The sequence below is a fragment of the Citrobacter europaeus genome (assembly GCF_037482245.1).
Lineage (GTDB): Bacteria > Pseudomonadota > Gammaproteobacteria > Enterobacterales > Enterobacteriaceae > Citrobacter > Citrobacter europaeus.
Window position 1 is genome coordinate 3,623,241 of the sequence record NZ_CP148084.1, and the last position, 15,824, is coordinate 3,639,064.

Here is a 15,824-nt window from a genome sequence, read left to right on the forward strand (position 1 = left end):
TAGCACGATGCTAGTATTTGGCAATCAAGACGTTCAGACGTCTAAATAAAAATAACCTGCCTGGACAGGACAGCCAAAAGGACAACACAACATGAGTAATACCGAGATTCGCGTCGTCACCGGCCCGGCCAACTATTTTTCCCATCCCGGCAGCCTGTCGAGACTCAACGATTTTTTCACCGGGGATCAACTCTCACGCGCCGTCTGGGTATATGGTCAGCGCGCCATCGATGCAGCCCGACCTTATCTGCCAGAGGACTTTCATCTTGCCGGGGCTAAACGCCTGCTGTTTACGGGCCATTGCAGTGAAACAGATGTCGCTCAACTGGCAAAAGAGTCAGGAGAGAATCGCAGCGTGGTGATTGGCGTGGGCGGCGGGACATTGCTCGACACGGCCAAAGCGCTGGCCCGTCGTCTGGGTCTGCCTTTTGTCGGTATTCCTACTATCGCGGCGACCTGCGCCGCCTGGACACCGCTCTCCGTCTGGTATAACGATGCAGGACAGGCGCTGCATTTTGAAATTTTCGCGGATGCCAACTTCCTCGTACTGGTAGAACCCGAGATCGTTCTCCATGCGCCAGAAGAATACTTACTGGCGGGGATCGGCGACACGCTGGCGAAATGGTACGAGGCCGTCGTACTCGCACCTCAACCGGAAACCCTACCGCTTACCGTGCGTCTGGGTATTGATGCGGCGCAGACGATTCGCGACGTCCTGCTGGAAAGCAGCGAGCAGGCGCTGGCAGACAAACAGCAAGGCACGCTAAGCCGCACGTTTTGTGATGTGGTGGATGCGATTATAGCCGGAGGCGGCATGGTCGGCGGTCTGGGCGAGCGCTATACCCGCGTGGCGGCCGCGCATTCGGTACACAATGGCCTGACCGTCCTCCCGCAAACGGAGAAGTTTTTACACGGCACCAAAGTGGCGTACGGCATACTGGTGCAGAGCGCGCTGCTGGGACAAGATGATGTGCTGGCGCAGTTGATTACCGCTTATCAGCGCTTCAACCTACCAACCCGATTAGCTCAACTGGAAGTGAACATCAATAACCGCGTCGAACTCGATAAGGTTATCGCGCACACTCTGCGCCCTGTGGAGTCCATTCACGCGCTGCCGGTAACGTTAACGCCGCAGACCCTGCGCGCAGCGTTCGAAAAGGTAGAGTCGTTTACGGTGTGATTAGGGTGCGGGTTGCCTGATGGCGGCTTCGCCTTATCAGGCCTACGGTCAAAGCATTGTTGTAGGCCGGATAAGCGTCAGCGCATCCGGCAAAAAATTAACAGCACTTCGCGCCGCCTTTCCCCCCATAGCGCGCATCCTGACGCTCGCGGAAAAATTCTTCATAGGTCATTGGCATCTGGTCCGGATGCGTGACGCGCATATGTTCAACATAGTTGTCGTAATCCGGCACACCTATCATTAATCGGGCGGTTTGACCTAAATATTTCCCGGCTTTGGAGAGCGTTTCAAACATAGTGTTTCCCTGTCGTACAAACGCCCTCCCCGTTCAGGAGAGGGCTCGTTGGTTAAGAGAATATTAGTGCGCGCCTTTCGCCTGCGCCACGATCTCTTCGACATTCTCAGGCATCGGTTCGTACGGCGTTTCTTTCGACGTCGGTTTGTCCTCTTTCAGCGCTGCCAGCGCAGTTCTGATGGAGAACAGACCCAGCACCACAACGACCACCATGAAAAAGATGGTCAGTCCCGCATCCAGTCGGTTATTAAATACCAGTTGCGTCAGCTGCGACTGGGTGTACTGCGCCGGAATGTTGCCGCTGTCGATCATCGCCTGGAACTTGTTGGCGATAGCCAGGAAGCCGATTTTCGCATCCGGGCTAAACGCTTTCTGCCAACCAGCGGTCAGGGTACAAATCAGCAGCCATGCCGTTGGCACCAGCGCCACCCATGCGTAGCGCTGACGTTTCATCTTGAACAACACCACCGCACAGAGCATCAGCGCCATACCGGCCAGCATTTGGTTGGCGATACCAAACAGCGGCCACAGAGTATTAATACCGCCCAGTGGATCCACCACCCCCTGGTGCAAGAAGTAACCCCAGGCCAACACGCACAGCGCTGTAGCCAGCAGGTTCGCAGGCAGCGAATCGGTACGTTTCAGACTCGGTGACACCACGCCCAGCAGATCCTGCAGCATAAAGCGCGCGGCACGTGTACCGGCATCTACCGCCGTCAGAATAAACAGCGCTTCAAACAGAATGGCGAAGTGATACCAGAACGCCACATCCATCATACCGCCCAGCGCGCCGTGCAGAATGTACGCCATCCCTACAGCCAGCGTCGGCGCTCCGCCTGCGCGGGAGATAATGGATTGTTCACCGACTTCATTGGCAATTTGATGCAGCGTGTCCGGCGTAATGGCAAAGCCCCAACTGCTGACCACCTGCGCCGCAGAAGCGACTACGTCAACCGTCCCCGCCGGAGCCAGCACCGCCATCGGGCTGTTCATCGCAAAGTACACGCCCGGATCGATGATACACGCAGAAACCAGCGCCATGATGGCGACAAAGGATTCCATCAGCATCCCGCCGTAGCCGATAAAGCAGGCCTGCCCTTCATTCGCCAGCATCTTCGGCGTGGTACCGGAAGCGATCAGCGCATGGAAGCCCGATACCGCGCCACAGGCAATGGTAATAAACAGGAACGGGAACAGGTTACCAGTCCAGACCGGGCCAGTACCATCAACAAACTTAGTCAGCGCAGGCATGGTCAGCGTCGGACGCATGATCAGAATCCCTACCGCCAGACCAACAATGGTGCCGATTTTCAGGAAAGTAGAAAGATAATCACGCGGCGCCAGCAGCAGCCACACCGGCAGCACGGCAGCGACAAAGCCGTAGCCCACCAGCATCCACGTCAGCTGTACTCCGGTAAAATCAAAGTACGGCGCCCAGGTCGGGCTTTCAGCGACCCAGCCGCCGGAAATGATAGCAAACACCAGGAATACCAGACCGATGACCGACACTTCACCAATGCGGCCCGGGCGCAGATAACGCAGGTAAATCCCCATGAAGATCGCCAGCGGGATGGTAAACGCGACGGTGTAAGTGCCCCACGGGCTGTGGGTCAGCGCTTTCACGACGATCATCGCCAGTACCGCAAGGATAATCACCATGATCATAAAACAGGCCACCAGCGCAATGACGCCCGCCGTAGGGCCCATCTCTTCTTTCACCAGTTCGCCAAGGGAACGACCATCGCGACGGGTAGAAACAAACAGCACCATGAAATCCTGCACCGCCCCCGCCAGCACTACCCCGGCGAGCAGCCAGATCATACCTGGCAGATAGCCCATTTGCGCCGCCAGCACAGGTCCAACTAACGGACCCGCTCCGGCAATCGCCGCAAAATGGTGACCAAACAGCACTTTTTTATCGGTAGGAACATAGTCCAGACCATCGTTATGACGCACGGCTGGCGTCATACGCGTCGGGTCCAGCGCCAGTACATTTTTCGCAATGTACAGGCCATAAAAACGGTAAGCGATTAGGTAGACACAGACCGACGCCACGACTATCCACAACGCGTTGATCTGTTCACCACGGTTTAATGCGATATAGCCGAGGGCAAATGCTCCCACTACGGAGAGCAATGTCCAGACGAGGTACTTCCCTGATTTGTTCATAGTTGTATCCGTTATCCTGGTCAGAGAGATGTTACATTTTGTTTCTATAACATCTTTTCTTGATTTAACAACCTGACAACCATGTAAAGCGGATATATCACTGATTTTTTACATTGTATTGTTAACTTGATCACTATCAACGCAGAGACAACTGAAAAAATTGCGCGCTATGTGCCAACCCCTCAATGTTTTGTCCACATCTCCTCCCGGCATGATGCAGAGCGTGTCACTTAATATTTTTATTATTAATAAGGATATTAATTAACAATATTAACCTGAATTTCTCAACTTATACGATTATGCACTCATGGATTCAGACTATCCTGATTTTGTATGCAGTTAGTGCTTTATTTCATTTTAATCACCGATTTCAAAATAAAGAATATACCCGCACCACCAGTTTTAATGACAAAATCACTCACATAAAAAATAAAATTAATCCAGCAGAATTTTCAGCGCCAGGTTGTTCAGGATGGCCGTATAAGGATATAAATTATGAATAAATGCTATCGCATCGTCTGGAATATCGCCAGAAATATGTTTGTGGTGACTTCAGAACTCTCGCAGGGCGATCATCGGGTCCGCGCAACCGTCGCGGGCCTGGTGTTATCGGCGGTTGGATTAACGGCAAACTGCGTTCATGCCAGCGACTACGGTCCGCTTAGCGGTGAAACCATCAGTTTAAATGATGGCGATACAGTGACGTCTGTTGATGGCACCACGGGTATCGAAAGCCTGTCCTCAGGGGGGCAAGGCGTACAAATTAATGGTAAAGCCACCATTAACGTTACTGGTGATAGTGGCTCTGTTGGGGTAAAGCTTGATAACAGCGCCAGTAATAATTTAGGTAACGGCACACAGATTAACGTTACGGACACAGGAACGGCCAAAACAGCATCAACCACAGGTCTTTATATTAACAACACCAGTCCAGGCACAAATATAGACGCCGAGAATATATCAATTAATACCATTAGTAAAAAAGATGCTTACGGAATTAACGTTCATACAGAAAACGCCACGCTGAACTTCGGCAACAAGAGTAAAATTATCACCGAATCCCAAAATGGTAATGCGACGGGCGTCTATTTCTATGACGACAATAATACGTTAACCATAAATGCTGGAATAATCCAGGTTAACACCGAAGCAACCGGTAAGGCCGTCGGTATCGACACATACTGGGCAAACGGTACCACGCTCAATTTTGGGGATGACAGCCGCATAGAATTAACCAGCGGCACAGCCGGCGGCAGCGCGCTCTATCTTGGAAAAAACACCCAGGTTAACGCGAACGGGCTGAACATTGATTTCACCGTATCAGAGGCAGGAACAGGCACCACGATTTATGGTATCCAGGAGGGGCAATACAGCCAAGTTAATCTGGGCAAGAACAGCGCAATTACGCTCTCAATGCCTGGAGGTACGGCATATGGACTCGTTTCTGGTTCACAAAGTTATTTTACGGCAGATAGCCTTGATATCACCCTTTCCACAACCTCTACCGAGCGCGCAAAAGGTACGGGCGCGGACATCAGCGGCAACGTGGATTTTGGCAATGATTCCACCATTACCGTGCACGGTTTCTCCGAAGGATACGGGATGATTGTTGATGATTATTCAGCAACCAGCAAAGATGATGCCATCGGGACAGTAAAGGCCAACAATCTCACCATTGACGTCACCGGCCAGAAGACGGAAGGGCTTCGAATAGAAGGCGGCGTGGTTGATTTAGGGTCAGACAGCGCCATTAGCGCAAACGGGACTGCATCAACAATTTACCTGACCGGCCGAGGATACAGTGAATTCAATGCCAAAAATCTGACCGTCACGACCGCGCAGTCCACCGCCCTTACACTAATGAGCAGCATGCATGCCGCCGTCGCCAACATTGGCGAAGGCAGCACTATTGATGGAAGAAATTCCACAGGCCACACAACCAACGGTATTGTGGCCAACACCCCCTACAGCGCCCCGACAACCATAAATTTCAACGGTTCAGCAGAGCAGCGAAACACTATCTACGCGGTGAACGGCTATGGCGCATCAGCCCAATACAGCGGCGCGACGATCAATATATCCAATACGGATATCATCATGAGCGGTAACGATCCTTACGGTCTTTGGGCCATCGGCAATGGGGATTTTACCCATGCAGGCATCATCAATGGTGAGAACCTGACTATTGATATGACCGGCGCTAACGGCAGTGGTTACGGCGTGATAGTGCAAGAAGGCGGTATCGTGAATCTGACGGGCGATACCACCATTATCGCCGACGGCGGCGTTGCCATCTGGAATCCGAAAGTTTCTTCGGGCGGGAATGTTCTACCTGGCGGGACGGTGAATGGCTCAGGGAAAATGACCATAACCGGCGACATCGTTAACAGCGGCTGGGGATATATCAACCTCAATATGGACGCGGATTCTTATTTCGCCGGGGCAACCTCGGTTAATGAAAGCTTCAACGACCAGGGTATTGATTCAATCCTCAACCTTAACCTTGCCGACCAGAGCCTGTGGCGGGTTACCGATGATTCCACGCTCACGACGCTGACTAACGCAGGAACCCTTGAGCTGGCGGCAGACCACGCAGCCGGAACTTACAGCACCGTGCATGCTGACGAGGTCACGCTGAAAGAAAGCAGTATTCTCAGTGTCGATTTAAGCGCCGCTGCGCTGGCCAGTCGGTCCGCTAACCCGCTAATTACCGGCGGACAGGTTAATCCCGGCGGCGATCTACACATCAGCAATTCGGGTAATGCGCTGGATCTCAACGCGCTGACCTCAGACAATCAACTGGCAGACATCGACACGGTTACGCTAATTGACGCCGACTCCGCAATCGTGAGCGATTTCGCTTCGATCTCAACCGATCCGGATACCCTGCCCGACTATATCGCGATTTCTGGTCAGGTTAACGCCCTTGATAATACCCAATATGAATTGGGCGTGGGGCTCAGTTGGTACGCCGGAGACTCCGCCGCGGTCTCTACGCCTGCACACGGTACGTTTACCCTTGACGCGGGCCAGACATTTACCGTCAATGGGTTGCTGGCAGATACCTCACCCAACGCCATCACTGGATGGGACGGTAAAAGTCTGACCAAAAAAGGAGACGGCACGCTCACCCTTACCGCAAAGAATACCTGGAGCGGAATCACAGACATTCAGCAGGGAACGCTGTGGTTGACTGAATCGGGCGCTATCGGCGCTGAAGGCAGCAAGCAGAGCGTCAATGTCAAAGCCGGAGCCACCCTCGGCGGCAACGGGGTAATCAACGGCGCGGTGAATAACCTCGGCCTGCTAAGTTTTGGCGATAGCACAACGCCAGACAGCCAGTTGATCGTTAATGGCAATGTGACCAACCAGGGCGTAATCCGCAGCAGTGGTTCGACTCCCGGGAATGCGTTAATCATCAACGGCGACTACACGGGCAACGGCGGTCAGCTCTCACTTAACGCCAGTTTAGGCGATGATAATTCACCAACCGACCAGCTCATTGTCTCGGGTAATGTAAACGGCAGCACCACGCTCTACATCAATAATGTGGATGGCGTGGGTGCATATACCGATCAAGGTATCGAGATTGTTGACGTCGGTGGGGTGTCATCAGATAACGCGTTTTCTCTTGGCAATCAGATTCAAATCGGCCTGTATGAGTATCGTCTGTATGAAGATAACGAAAGCTGGTATTTGCGTTCCAAAGCAGAAACACCCGACGACCCGGATGATGACGTCACTCCGATCGATCCTGATGACAGCGACGTCACACCGGTCGATCCTGACGATGGCGGCAGCGACGTCACGCCAGTCGATCCTGACGATGGCGGCAGCGACGTCACGCCAGTTGATCCTGACGACGGCGGTAGCGACGTCACCCCGTCAAATCCACAATATCGCGCCGATATAGGCGCTTATCTGGGCAACCAGTGGCTGGCGCGTAGCCTGCAGATGCAAACGCTGTTCGATCGTGAAGGGAGCCAGTACCGCTCGGCCGAAGGAAGCGTCTGGGCGCGAATGAAAGGCGGAAAAACGGACACATCGGCTGTAAATGGCAATATCGACATGGACAGCGATTACACCCAGTTTCAGCTTGGCAGCGACCTTGCAACCTGGCGCGATGATCAGCAAAGCATCACGTTTGGCCTGATGGCCAGTTACCTTGACGGCAGTACCGACAGCACCGGAAATCGTGGCGCGGATGGCAGTCAGTTTACAGCCACAGGCGATATCGACGGTTACAATCTTGGCGCGTATGCCACCTGGTTCTCTGATGCCCGGCAACATCGCGGCTGGTATGTTGATACGTGGTATCAGTATGGCTTCTACAATAACAGCGTCGAGAATGGCAATGCCGGTTCAACGCATTACGACTCCCTGGCTCACGCGATTTCGCTGGAAAGCGGTTATCGCTACGACATGAATATGAGCAGCGCTAACACAGTAAGCCTGACGCCACAGGCGCAGGTTATCTGGCAACGCTACGAGGCAGATAGCGTTGAGACAAATGGTACACGCATAGACGGGCAAAATGGCGATAGCTGGACCACACGTCTTGGTCTGCGAATTGATAGCCAGCTTTCATTCGTCGATGCAACCGTCCGGCCATTCGCAGAGATTAACTGGCTACACTCCACCGACGATCTGGCCGTATCATTTGATAACGCAACGGTAAAACAGGATCTTCCTGCCGATCGCAGCGAGCTAAAAGTGGGAATTCAGGCGAATCTCAATAGCCAGTGGAACGTCAGCGTCCAGGCGGCAGGTCAGAAAGGTAATAACGACTACCGCGATCTCAACGGGAGTTTTAATCTGCGCTATAGCTGGTAACTGGTGTTACGAAGCGCGTCTAAACGACGCGCTTATCTTCACCCCATCACTGCAGTGCCTAAACGACAGGTGCAACAGCGTCGTCCCTGTTCATCAAAGATAACGATTTCCCAGCTTTGGCTCTGACGCCCGAGGTGCAGCGGCTGGCAGACACCGCGCACTTTCCCCTGCGCAACCGCCCGATGATGGGTAGCGTTCAGTTCCGTCCCCACCACGCACTGCCCGTCGCGCGTCATCAGATAACCCGCCATCGAACCCAGCGTTTCCGCCAGAGCCGCCGACGCGCCGCCGTGCAGTAGGCCAAACGGCTGATGCGTGCGGCTATCCACCGGCATTTCGGCTTCCAGCACATCATCCCCCAGTCGGGTATAAACCATGCCAAGATGCGCCACCATCGTGTTCTGACTGGTAGCATTCAGTTCATCCAGCGTTAAATGACGTTTCCAGATCATGGTCATGCCCCCAGCGTAGAGCCGCCGTCCACCACGATATCCTGCAGCGTAATGTGGCTGGCAAGGTCAGAGGCGAGAAATAAAATGGTGTTGGTGATTTCCTGCGGCCGGGCGATTTTCCCCAGCGGAATACCGAGCTTAAACTGCTCGCCAAACCCACGAATGCGCTGTTGCTCCGCGTCATCACTAACCCACAACGTACGCTGCATGTCAGTGTCGGTCGAGCCTGGTGAAACCACATTACAACGCACACCGCTACCCGCCAGCTCAAGTCCGACGGTCAGCGCCAGGCTTTTCAACGCGGCTTTTGACGCGCCGTAGGCACTCATGCCGATACGCGGTGTGTGCGCCGCATCCGACGCGACGGTCACGATCGCCCCGCCCTGCTGGCGACGAAACTGCGCCATCGTCTGCTGAAACAGATTGAACGCCCCGCCAACGTTTACCGCAAACGTCTGCTGCCACTCCTCAGCGCTCAGCGCATCGGTGGCCCCCATACGCAAAATACCTGCGGCATTGACCAACACATCCAAACGCTCGCGCGCTTGAAGGACGCGCTGGCACACCTCAGCCACCTGTCCGGCATTCGCCACATCCAGTACTTCGGTCGTAAACGGGTAGTTATCCTGAGGAAACTCGCGATCGAATCCTGTCACCTCAGCGCCAGCATGCGCAAATGCCAGCGCCGTGGTATAGCCAATCCCTTTTCCCGCCCCGGTTACCCAGACGGTTTTCCCTGCAAAATCAAATCCGGCCATTACTTCACCTCGCGGGAGAGCAGCGTCCACCAGGCGTCAATGGTCGGATTTTTCGCCAACATCACGAAATCAATGTCGCCATGAACTTTACGCCAGCGCGCCGCCAACGCCATCATGCGCACAGAATCCAGCCCGTAGTCGATCAGGTTTTCATCATCCATCGGCTCTTCAGACTCGTCCAGCAGCGGCAGAATAACGCTGCGCAACGCATCCTTAGTGGCCGGGACCGGGGTCGGTAATAATTCCTGAGTCATCACTACGCGCCCGGAACGCCCTGCCACGTATTTCAGCGACATCAGGTGCTCGTCACGGCTAAAGTCCGCCAGCGCATCGGCAACCATAAACGGCTTGATATCACGCATAAAAGCGTCCGTTGCGGTGGTCATACAGCCGATATGCGCATACACCCCGGTAATGATCAGTTGATTACGACCGGTTTCCTTGAGCATCTGTTCCAGCGGGGAGCGATGAAATGCGCTGTAACGCCATTTCACCAGAATGGTATCCGCTTCATCCGGGGCCAGCGCCTCAACAATCTTTTGCTGTTCCGGTGAACGCGTCAGACCCGGTCCCCACATATCATTGAGCAGAGCGCGGTCTTCATCACTCTGTTCTTTCGGCTGAGCGGTGTAATACACCGGAATGTTATGCTCTTTACAGTACTGACGCAGTGCGGCGATGTTAGCGACAACCTGCTCCATCATCGGGCAGTTATCACCCCAAAAGCCGATAAAATAATCCTGCATGTCGTGGATCAGCAGCGCGGCGCGTTCAGGGTCAAACGCCCAGTCGACCTTGTTCACCGGAACATCAAGCGCCGTGGGTAGCGCATAAGCCTGCAGTTTAGGAATTGCCATCTCTTTTTCTCCTTCAGGCCAGTGAACGTGCTGCCAGCCACTGACGTAATTGTTTTTTATCCACTTTCCCAACCGGGGTCAGCGGTAATGACTCAACGCATTCAACGCGGTCAGGTAATTTGAATTCCGCCACGCCCTGTTCACGTAGAAAACGACGCACCTGCACCGCGCGCAGCGGCTCTTTTACCACCAGCCAGGCACAGCTTTTCTCGCCCATCAGTTCGTCATCCATACTGACCAACGCGGCATGGATCACCGATGGATGGCGCAGCAGCAGGTTTTCAATCTCTTCAGCAGCGATCTTCTCCCCACCACGGTTGATCTGATCCTTCTCGCGTCCCTGAACGGTGATATAGCCATCCGGATCGATAGCGATCAGATCGCCGGAACAATAAAAACCGTTGGCATCAAAGGCGCTGGCATTGTGCTCAGGACTTTTGAAGTAGCCGCGGAAGGTGTAAGGGCCACGCGTCATCAGGCGTCCGGTTTCACCCTGGGCTAATGGGTTGCCGTCAGCGTCCGCCACCCAGACTTCATCATCGGGACACATTGGGCGACCCTGGGTATTGATGATGCGCTCCGGGCTATCATCCAGACGGGTGTAGTTCACCAGCCCTTCCGCCATGCCGAAGACCTGCTGCAGCTGGCAGCCAATCTCTGCAGGAATACGCGCCGCAAGCGTGGCGGAAAGACGTGCCCCACCAACCTGCAACAGCGTCAGCGAAGCCAATTGCGCATTGCTGCCCCATTCCGCAATAGCCTGCAACCACAGGCTCACCGCAGGCGGTACCAGCGCCGTGACGTTAACCTCATGCCGTTCTATTAGCGGGAAACACAGGGTTGCGCTCGGGTCATCCGCCAGCACCACGGTGCCGCCGGCCAGGAATACGCCCAGCGCGCCAGGCGAACTCATGGCATAGTTATGCGCCGCCGGGATCGCGCACAGATAACGCGTTTCCCCGGTGAAGCGGCAAATCTCATTGCTGCGACGCACACTGTAGTAGTAATCGTTATGGGTACGAGGTATTAGCTTTGGCGTCCCGGTCGTCCCGCCGGAAAGCTGGAAGTACGCCACCTCATCAGCGGGCGACGGCGTGGCGGTAAAATCAGTCGCAGGTTGGCTTATCGCCGTTTGTAGATTGTGTTCACCTTCATCATTACGCAGTTGCACCACGCGCACTGAATTGTGTTCAGCCACAAAAGCGTTTAGAAAATCGTCCCCGCTAAACAGCGCATGCTGGCGATCGGCAATCAGCAGCGCCGGTTCAATCTGTTTGGCATAGGCGTTTAGTTCGTTACGCTGATGGCTGAATAACGCCAGCACCGGGGCTACGCCCAGCTTGAGCAGCGCAAAGAAGGTGATATACAGCTCAGCCACATTGCCCAGTTGTACCAGCGCGGTTTCACCGGATTTGAGTCCCTGACGGCGCAGGCTGCAGGCGAGATTGTCAGCGGCCTGATTTAGCTGGCGATAGCTCAGATGGCGTTCACCATCAATTACCGCCGTATGATCGCTTTCTGCGTGACGGGTCAGAATGTCGGTCAGCGGCAAATCCTGCCAGTAACCTTTTTCACGATAGCGGCGGGCAAACTCCTCCGGCCAGCGGGTGAAAGGAATACTCATTATCGCTCCTCAGAAGCCTGGTCAATAAGGCTCTTAATGCAGTCCAAAAACATTCAACATCGTGGAGAGCTTGGCCCCCGTTTCACGCCATTCCGCAACCGGAGAAGAGGCAGGAACAATCCCGGCGCCAGCAAAGAAACGAACCTGATTACGCAGCAGCTTCGCGCAGCGGATCGTCACCACCCATTCACCGTTACCTTCGGCATCGCACCAGCCAACAATGCCGCCGAACAGTTCGCGATCGAACGGCTCCAGCTCGGCGATAATGTTGCGTGCAACCTGATGTGGGAAACCGCTCAGCGCAGGCGTCGGATGCAGCAGACACGCCAGCGTCAGGGCGTTTTCCTGCGCGTTGGCTTTACCTTCAAACGGTGTGCCAAGGTGCCAGAGCGTTGGCGTGGTAACCAGTTGCGGTGAAGAAGGCAATTGCAGTTCACGACTGCGATCGCGCAGTACGGTTTTCATCGCCTGCGTCACCAGTTCGTGCTCATGGCGATCCTTCTCGGAGGCCAGCAGGCGGATCCCCGCCTCTCGGTCCAGCACATCATCTGGCTGACGACGTGCCGAGCCTGCCAGCGGCAGTGAGCTAAAACGATCGCCTTCTTTGCGCAACAGCAGTTCCGGGCTGGCGCCAATCAATACGCCGCCGTCTTCCAGAGGCACATGGAAGTTGTAGCTGGCCGGATTTTGCGCCACCAGGCGCTCCAGCAGCGCGCCACTGTCAATGCTGGCATCGGTGGTGATATCGATCAGGCGTGACAACACCACTTTGTCGACTTCCGGGGTAGCCGTCAGCGCAGCCGCCCGGCTGACCATATCTTCAAAGAAATCCTGTTCCGGGATCGATTGACGTTCAACAACGTTCAGCGACTGATGCGCGTTAAAGTAACGTGATGACTGCTGCTTCGCCGTTCGGGAGAACGTCTGCCACGAGCGGGGAATAAACAGCGATGACGGCTGGCGGGTATCAAAAGGAATCGCCCCTACCATGATGGGGTTCGCGATGCCCTGCGATTTGGCATCCGCAAACAGTGCATGCATTTTTTGTTGGAATGGGCTGTCTGGCGAATCGCCATCAATTGCCGGTTCCGCGTAGCGGGCGAAGCATCCTGACGTCGTAAAACTACGATACGGCGACATAAAGAAAAAACTGTCGGGAGCGAGCGTCGGCATAGTCTGCGTTTTTTCCTCGGCCAGTGACATATCCATATCATCCTCCAAAAATGATAAAGGCTCTAATAATGATTATCATTTATATTTTCGGTCGCTAACCTAAAAGCAAAGCGCCGGTATGTCAACTCTTGTGGTAGCACAATGTGCGACTTTGGCTTGCATCCTTGCCCACTAACAATGAAAATGAGAAGCATTACTTATACTGATAACAGGATGCTGATACGTGAGTCTCCCCTCTTTTTGTCGCACCGTGCTCTTACTGGCTGGTTTATCTATTTCAGGAATTTCTTCAGGCCACGCCGCCGACTGGCCGCGTCAGGTTACCGACAGTCGCGGCACGCATACGCTGGAGCATAAGCCACAGCGAATTGTCTCCACCAGCGTCACCCTCACCGGCTCGCTGCTGGCGATTGATGCTCCGGTCATCGCCAGCGGTGCCACTACGCCGAACAACCGCATCGGCGATGCACAGGGCTTTTTACGCCAGTGGAGCGAAGTGGCAAAGGCGCGCAAACTGAGCCGTTTGTACATCGGGGAACCGAGCGCTGAGGCCGTAGCGGCACAAATGCCGGATCTGATTCTGATAAGCGCCACTGGGGGCGATTCAGCCCTCGCGCTTTACGATCAGCTGTCCACCATTGCGCCAACGCTCATCATTAATTACGACGATAAAAGCTGGCAGTCGTTGCTGACGCAGTTAGGTGAAATTACCGGTCAGGAACAACAGGCGGCATCCCGTATTGCCGAGTTTGATAAGCAACTGCAGGCGGTTAAGCAACGTATCACCCTGCCGCCGCAACCGGTCAGCGCGCTGGTGTATACCGCCGCGGCGCACAGTGCCAACCTGTGGACCCCTGAGTCGGCGCAGGGCAAACTGATGGAGCAATTAGGTTTCACTCTGGCCCCGCTGCCTGCCGGTTTGCACACCAGCCAGAGTCAGGGCAAACGCCACGATATCATCCAGCTTGGCGGTGAGAACCTGGCGGCTGGCCTGAACGGCGAAGCGCTGTTCCTGTTTGCTGGCGACAGCAAAGATGCCGATGCCATTTATGCCAATCCGCTTCTGGCGCATCTGCCAGCCGTGCAGAATAAACGTGTTTATGCTCTGGGCACGGAAACCTTCCGTCTCGACTACTACAGCGCGACGTTGCTGCTGCAGCGTCTGTCGGCTCTGTTTTAATCACCCGCGCCGGATACGGCTAATGCCTTATCCGGCCTCCCCTGGGCATAACGTTAGCTGGCATTCACGGGCATTTGTCGGAATCGGCGCACTTCACCCAACAGCAGCAGCAGTAGCAGACCGATAATCACCAGCCCAAAGCCACTCACGCTTGCCGAAGCGACCGGCGTCATTATCGCGCCCAGACCACCTAACAGCGCCGCGCCAATCGCATCGCCGGTAACGTTCTGCGCCGTCCACAAACCGTTAATTCGCCCAAGCATTGCTTCCGGCGTCTGCGTCTGTAACAGGGTGTATTGCAACAAAGAGCTGACCGCACTCAACCAGCCGAACAGCGCCAGGCAGACAACCCCAAGCTGCCAGACCGGCATCAAGCCAAACAGACCAATTGCCAGGAACGACGCTACGGTTGATGCCAGCATGATCAGTCCCGGACGAACGCTGTGCGCCAACTGTCCGCTGGTCAATGCCCCCACTGCCGCGCCAAGAGGAATGGCGGCATACAGCAGACCAATTTGCGCGCTCGACATGTGCCAGTTAATTGCCAACGCCGGATACAGCACGCGCACGGCGCTCGCCATAGTCAGCAGACCGCCGAGCAGCGCAATGCCGCCAATTAACGGGCTGGCAAGCAGAAAGCGAAATGCTGCCAGCAGCGATTTCAGCGGATGCTCACGCGGCTGTGGCGGAGGCGGCAACGCGGGAAGACTCAACAACGGCAGCAAGGTAATGAAAGTACCCGCCGCCGCCAGCCCGTAGTTCCAGGCCACGCCGCCGGTCGCGAGCAGCACCCCGCCAAGCATCGGCGAAATTACCGAACCCAGGCGTACCGTCAGCATGGTAATTGCCCCGGCCTGCATCAAATTCTCGCGCCCGACCAGCGCCGGCGTTGCCGCCAGCAAAGCGGTTACGCCCAACGAGGCAAAGAAACCGTCCCATAAGCCAAGCAGATAAATGGCCAGTAACGATGGTTCGGGCAGCAGCGCATTCAGACACAGACCAATAAAGCCGACGCCGCAGGTTCCACGCGCCAGCAGGATCACTTTTTTACGCTCATAGCGATCGGCCAGCACCCCGCCCACCATCAGGCCAATAAACATTGCGCTGCCGGTCAGCGTCACCGATAAACCTACTTGCCAGGTCGACTGAGTCATCATCTGGATCTGTACCGGAACCGCCACGCCGAGTAGCCCCAGAGAGACAATGGAAATAAAACGGGCGAGGAAGACGGCGCGAAATGCAGGGTGGGTCTTTAACAGGCTGAGATTGAGCAGCCAGGATTGTCGATTCATTACAGAGCCTT

At 55.0% G+C, this 15,824-nt stretch carries 11 protein-coding genes; 3 read left to right on the forward strand and 8 right to left on the reverse strand.

Going from position 1 to position 15,824, the window contains the following annotated elements:
* The first annotated feature begins 91 nt into the window (after positions 1–91).
* Positions 92–1,180 carry an oxidoreductase gene (locus WHR59_RS17180; protein ID WP_338843323.1) on the forward strand — a complete coding sequence of 363 codons (1,089 nt, stop codon included), beginning with the start codon at positions 92–94 and terminating at the stop codon, positions 1,178–1,180.
* 97 nt (positions 1,181–1,277) lie between these two features.
* Here the strand turns inward: WHR59_RS17180 and WHR59_RS17185 are convergent, their stop codons facing one another.
* Both WHR59_RS17185 and cstA read right to left on the reverse strand, forming a co-directional pair.
* Positions 1,278–1,475: a YbdD/YjiX family protein gene (locus WHR59_RS17185; RefSeq protein ID WP_043015543.1), complete on the reverse strand. Its 198-nt coding sequence runs from the start codon at positions 1,473–1,475 to the stop codon at positions 1,278–1,280.
* Positions 1,476–1,538: 63 nt separating this feature from the next.
* A complete protein-coding gene (cstA, locus tag WHR59_RS17190; RefSeq protein ID WP_043015542.1) occupies positions 1,539–3,644 on the reverse strand; it encodes a pyruvate/proton symporter CstA in 2,106 nt (701 codons plus the stop codon).
* Between the two features lie 495 nt (positions 3,645–4,139).
* On the opposite strand from cstA, the gene WHR59_RS17195 reads away from it, so the two are divergent.
* Positions 4,140–8,477 carry an autotransporter outer membrane beta-barrel domain-containing protein gene (locus WHR59_RS17195; protein ID WP_338843324.1) on the forward strand — a complete coding sequence of 1,446 codons (4,338 nt, stop codon included), beginning with the start codon at positions 4,140–4,142 and terminating at the stop codon, positions 8,475–8,477.
* A gap of 38 nt (positions 8,478–8,515) precedes the next feature.
* Here WHR59_RS17195 and entH read toward each other — a convergent pair whose 3' ends face one another.
* The 5 genes from entH to entC are packed head-to-tail and all read right to left on the reverse strand — an operon-like array spanning position 8,516 to position 13,377.
* Positions 8,516–8,929 (reverse strand): proofreading thioesterase EntH, encoded by a 414-nt coding sequence (gene entH / locus WHR59_RS17200; RefSeq protein WP_029139447.1) that lies wholly within the window; start codon positions 8,927–8,929, stop codon positions 8,516–8,518.
* Between the two features lie 2 nt (positions 8,930–8,931).
* Positions 8,932–9,687: a 2,3-dihydro-2,3-dihydroxybenzoate dehydrogenase EntA gene (gene entA, locus WHR59_RS17205; RefSeq protein ID WP_043015540.1), complete on the reverse strand. Its 756-nt coding sequence runs from the start codon at positions 9,685–9,687 to the stop codon at positions 8,932–8,934.
* Positions 9,687–10,544 (reverse strand): isochorismatase, encoded by an 858-nt coding sequence (locus WHR59_RS17210; protein WP_043015539.1) that lies wholly within the window; start codon positions 10,542–10,544, stop codon positions 9,687–9,689. Before WHR59_RS17210 ends, entA begins: the two co-directional genes overlap by 1 nt.
* Positions 10,545–10,557: 13 nt before the next feature.
* Positions 10,558–12,168 (reverse strand): (2,3-dihydroxybenzoyl)adenylate synthase EntE, encoded by a 1,611-nt coding sequence (entE, locus tag WHR59_RS17215; protein WP_338843325.1) that lies wholly within the window; start codon positions 12,166–12,168, stop codon positions 10,558–10,560.
* 33 nt (positions 12,169–12,201) lie between these two features.
* Complete coding sequence (entC, locus tag WHR59_RS17220) at positions 12,202–13,377, reverse strand: isochorismate synthase EntC (RefSeq protein ID WP_043015537.1); 1,176 nt, start codon at positions 13,375–13,377, stop codon at positions 12,202–12,204.
* Positions 13,378–13,564: 187 nt separating this feature from the next.
* On the opposite strand from entC, the gene fepB reads away from it, so the two are divergent.
* Positions 13,565–14,521: a Fe2+-enterobactin ABC transporter substrate-binding protein gene (gene fepB / locus WHR59_RS17225; RefSeq protein ID WP_043015536.1), complete on the forward strand. Its 957-nt coding sequence runs from the start codon at positions 13,565–13,567 to the stop codon at positions 14,519–14,521.
* Positions 14,522–14,574: 53 nt separating this feature from the next.
* Here fepB and entS read toward each other — a convergent pair whose 3' ends face one another.
* Positions 14,575–15,813, reverse strand: a complete 1,239-nt coding sequence (gene entS, locus WHR59_RS17230) for an enterobactin transporter EntS (protein WP_043015535.1) — start codon at positions 15,811–15,813, stop codon at positions 14,575–14,577.
* Positions 15,814–15,824: the final 11 nt, after the last annotated feature.

Excerpts from the sequence above, each read along its gene's own strand:
- cstA (WP_043015542.1), bottom strand. The coding sequence starts at position 3,644 with ATGAACAAATCAGGGAAGTACCTCGTCTGGACATTGCTCTCCGTAGTG.
- WHR59_RS17195 (WP_338843324.1), top strand. The coding sequence starts at position 4,140 with ATGAATAAATGCTATCGCATCGTCTGGAATATCGCCAGAAATATGTTT.
- WHR59_RS17210 (WP_043015539.1), bottom strand. The coding sequence starts at position 10,544 with ATGGCAATTCCTAAACTGCAGGCTTATGCGCTACCCACGGCGCTTGAT.
- WHR59_RS17180 (WP_338843323.1), top strand. The coding sequence starts at position 92 with ATGAGTAATACCGAGATTCGCGTCGTCACCGGCCCGGCCAACTATTTT.
- entC (WP_043015537.1), bottom strand. The coding sequence starts at position 13,377 with ATGGATATGTCACTGGCCGAGGAAAAAACGCAGACTATGCCGACGCTC.
- entH (WP_029139447.1), bottom strand. The coding sequence starts at position 8,929 with ATGATCTGGAAACGTCATTTAACGCTGGATGAACTGAATGCTACCAGT.
- entA (WP_043015540.1), bottom strand. The coding sequence starts at position 9,687 with ATGGCCGGATTTGATTTTGCAGGGAAAACCGTCTGGGTAACCGGGGCG.
- WHR59_RS17185 (WP_043015543.1), bottom strand. The coding sequence starts at position 1,475 with ATGTTTGAAACGCTCTCCAAAGCCGGGAAATATTTAGGTCAAACCGCC.
- entE (WP_338843325.1), bottom strand. The coding sequence starts at position 12,168 with ATGAGTATTCCTTTCACCCGCTGGCCGGAGGAGTTTGCCCGCCGCTAT.
- entS (WP_043015535.1), bottom strand. The coding sequence starts at position 15,813 with ATGAATCGACAATCCTGGCTGCTCAATCTCAGCCTGTTAAAGACCCAC.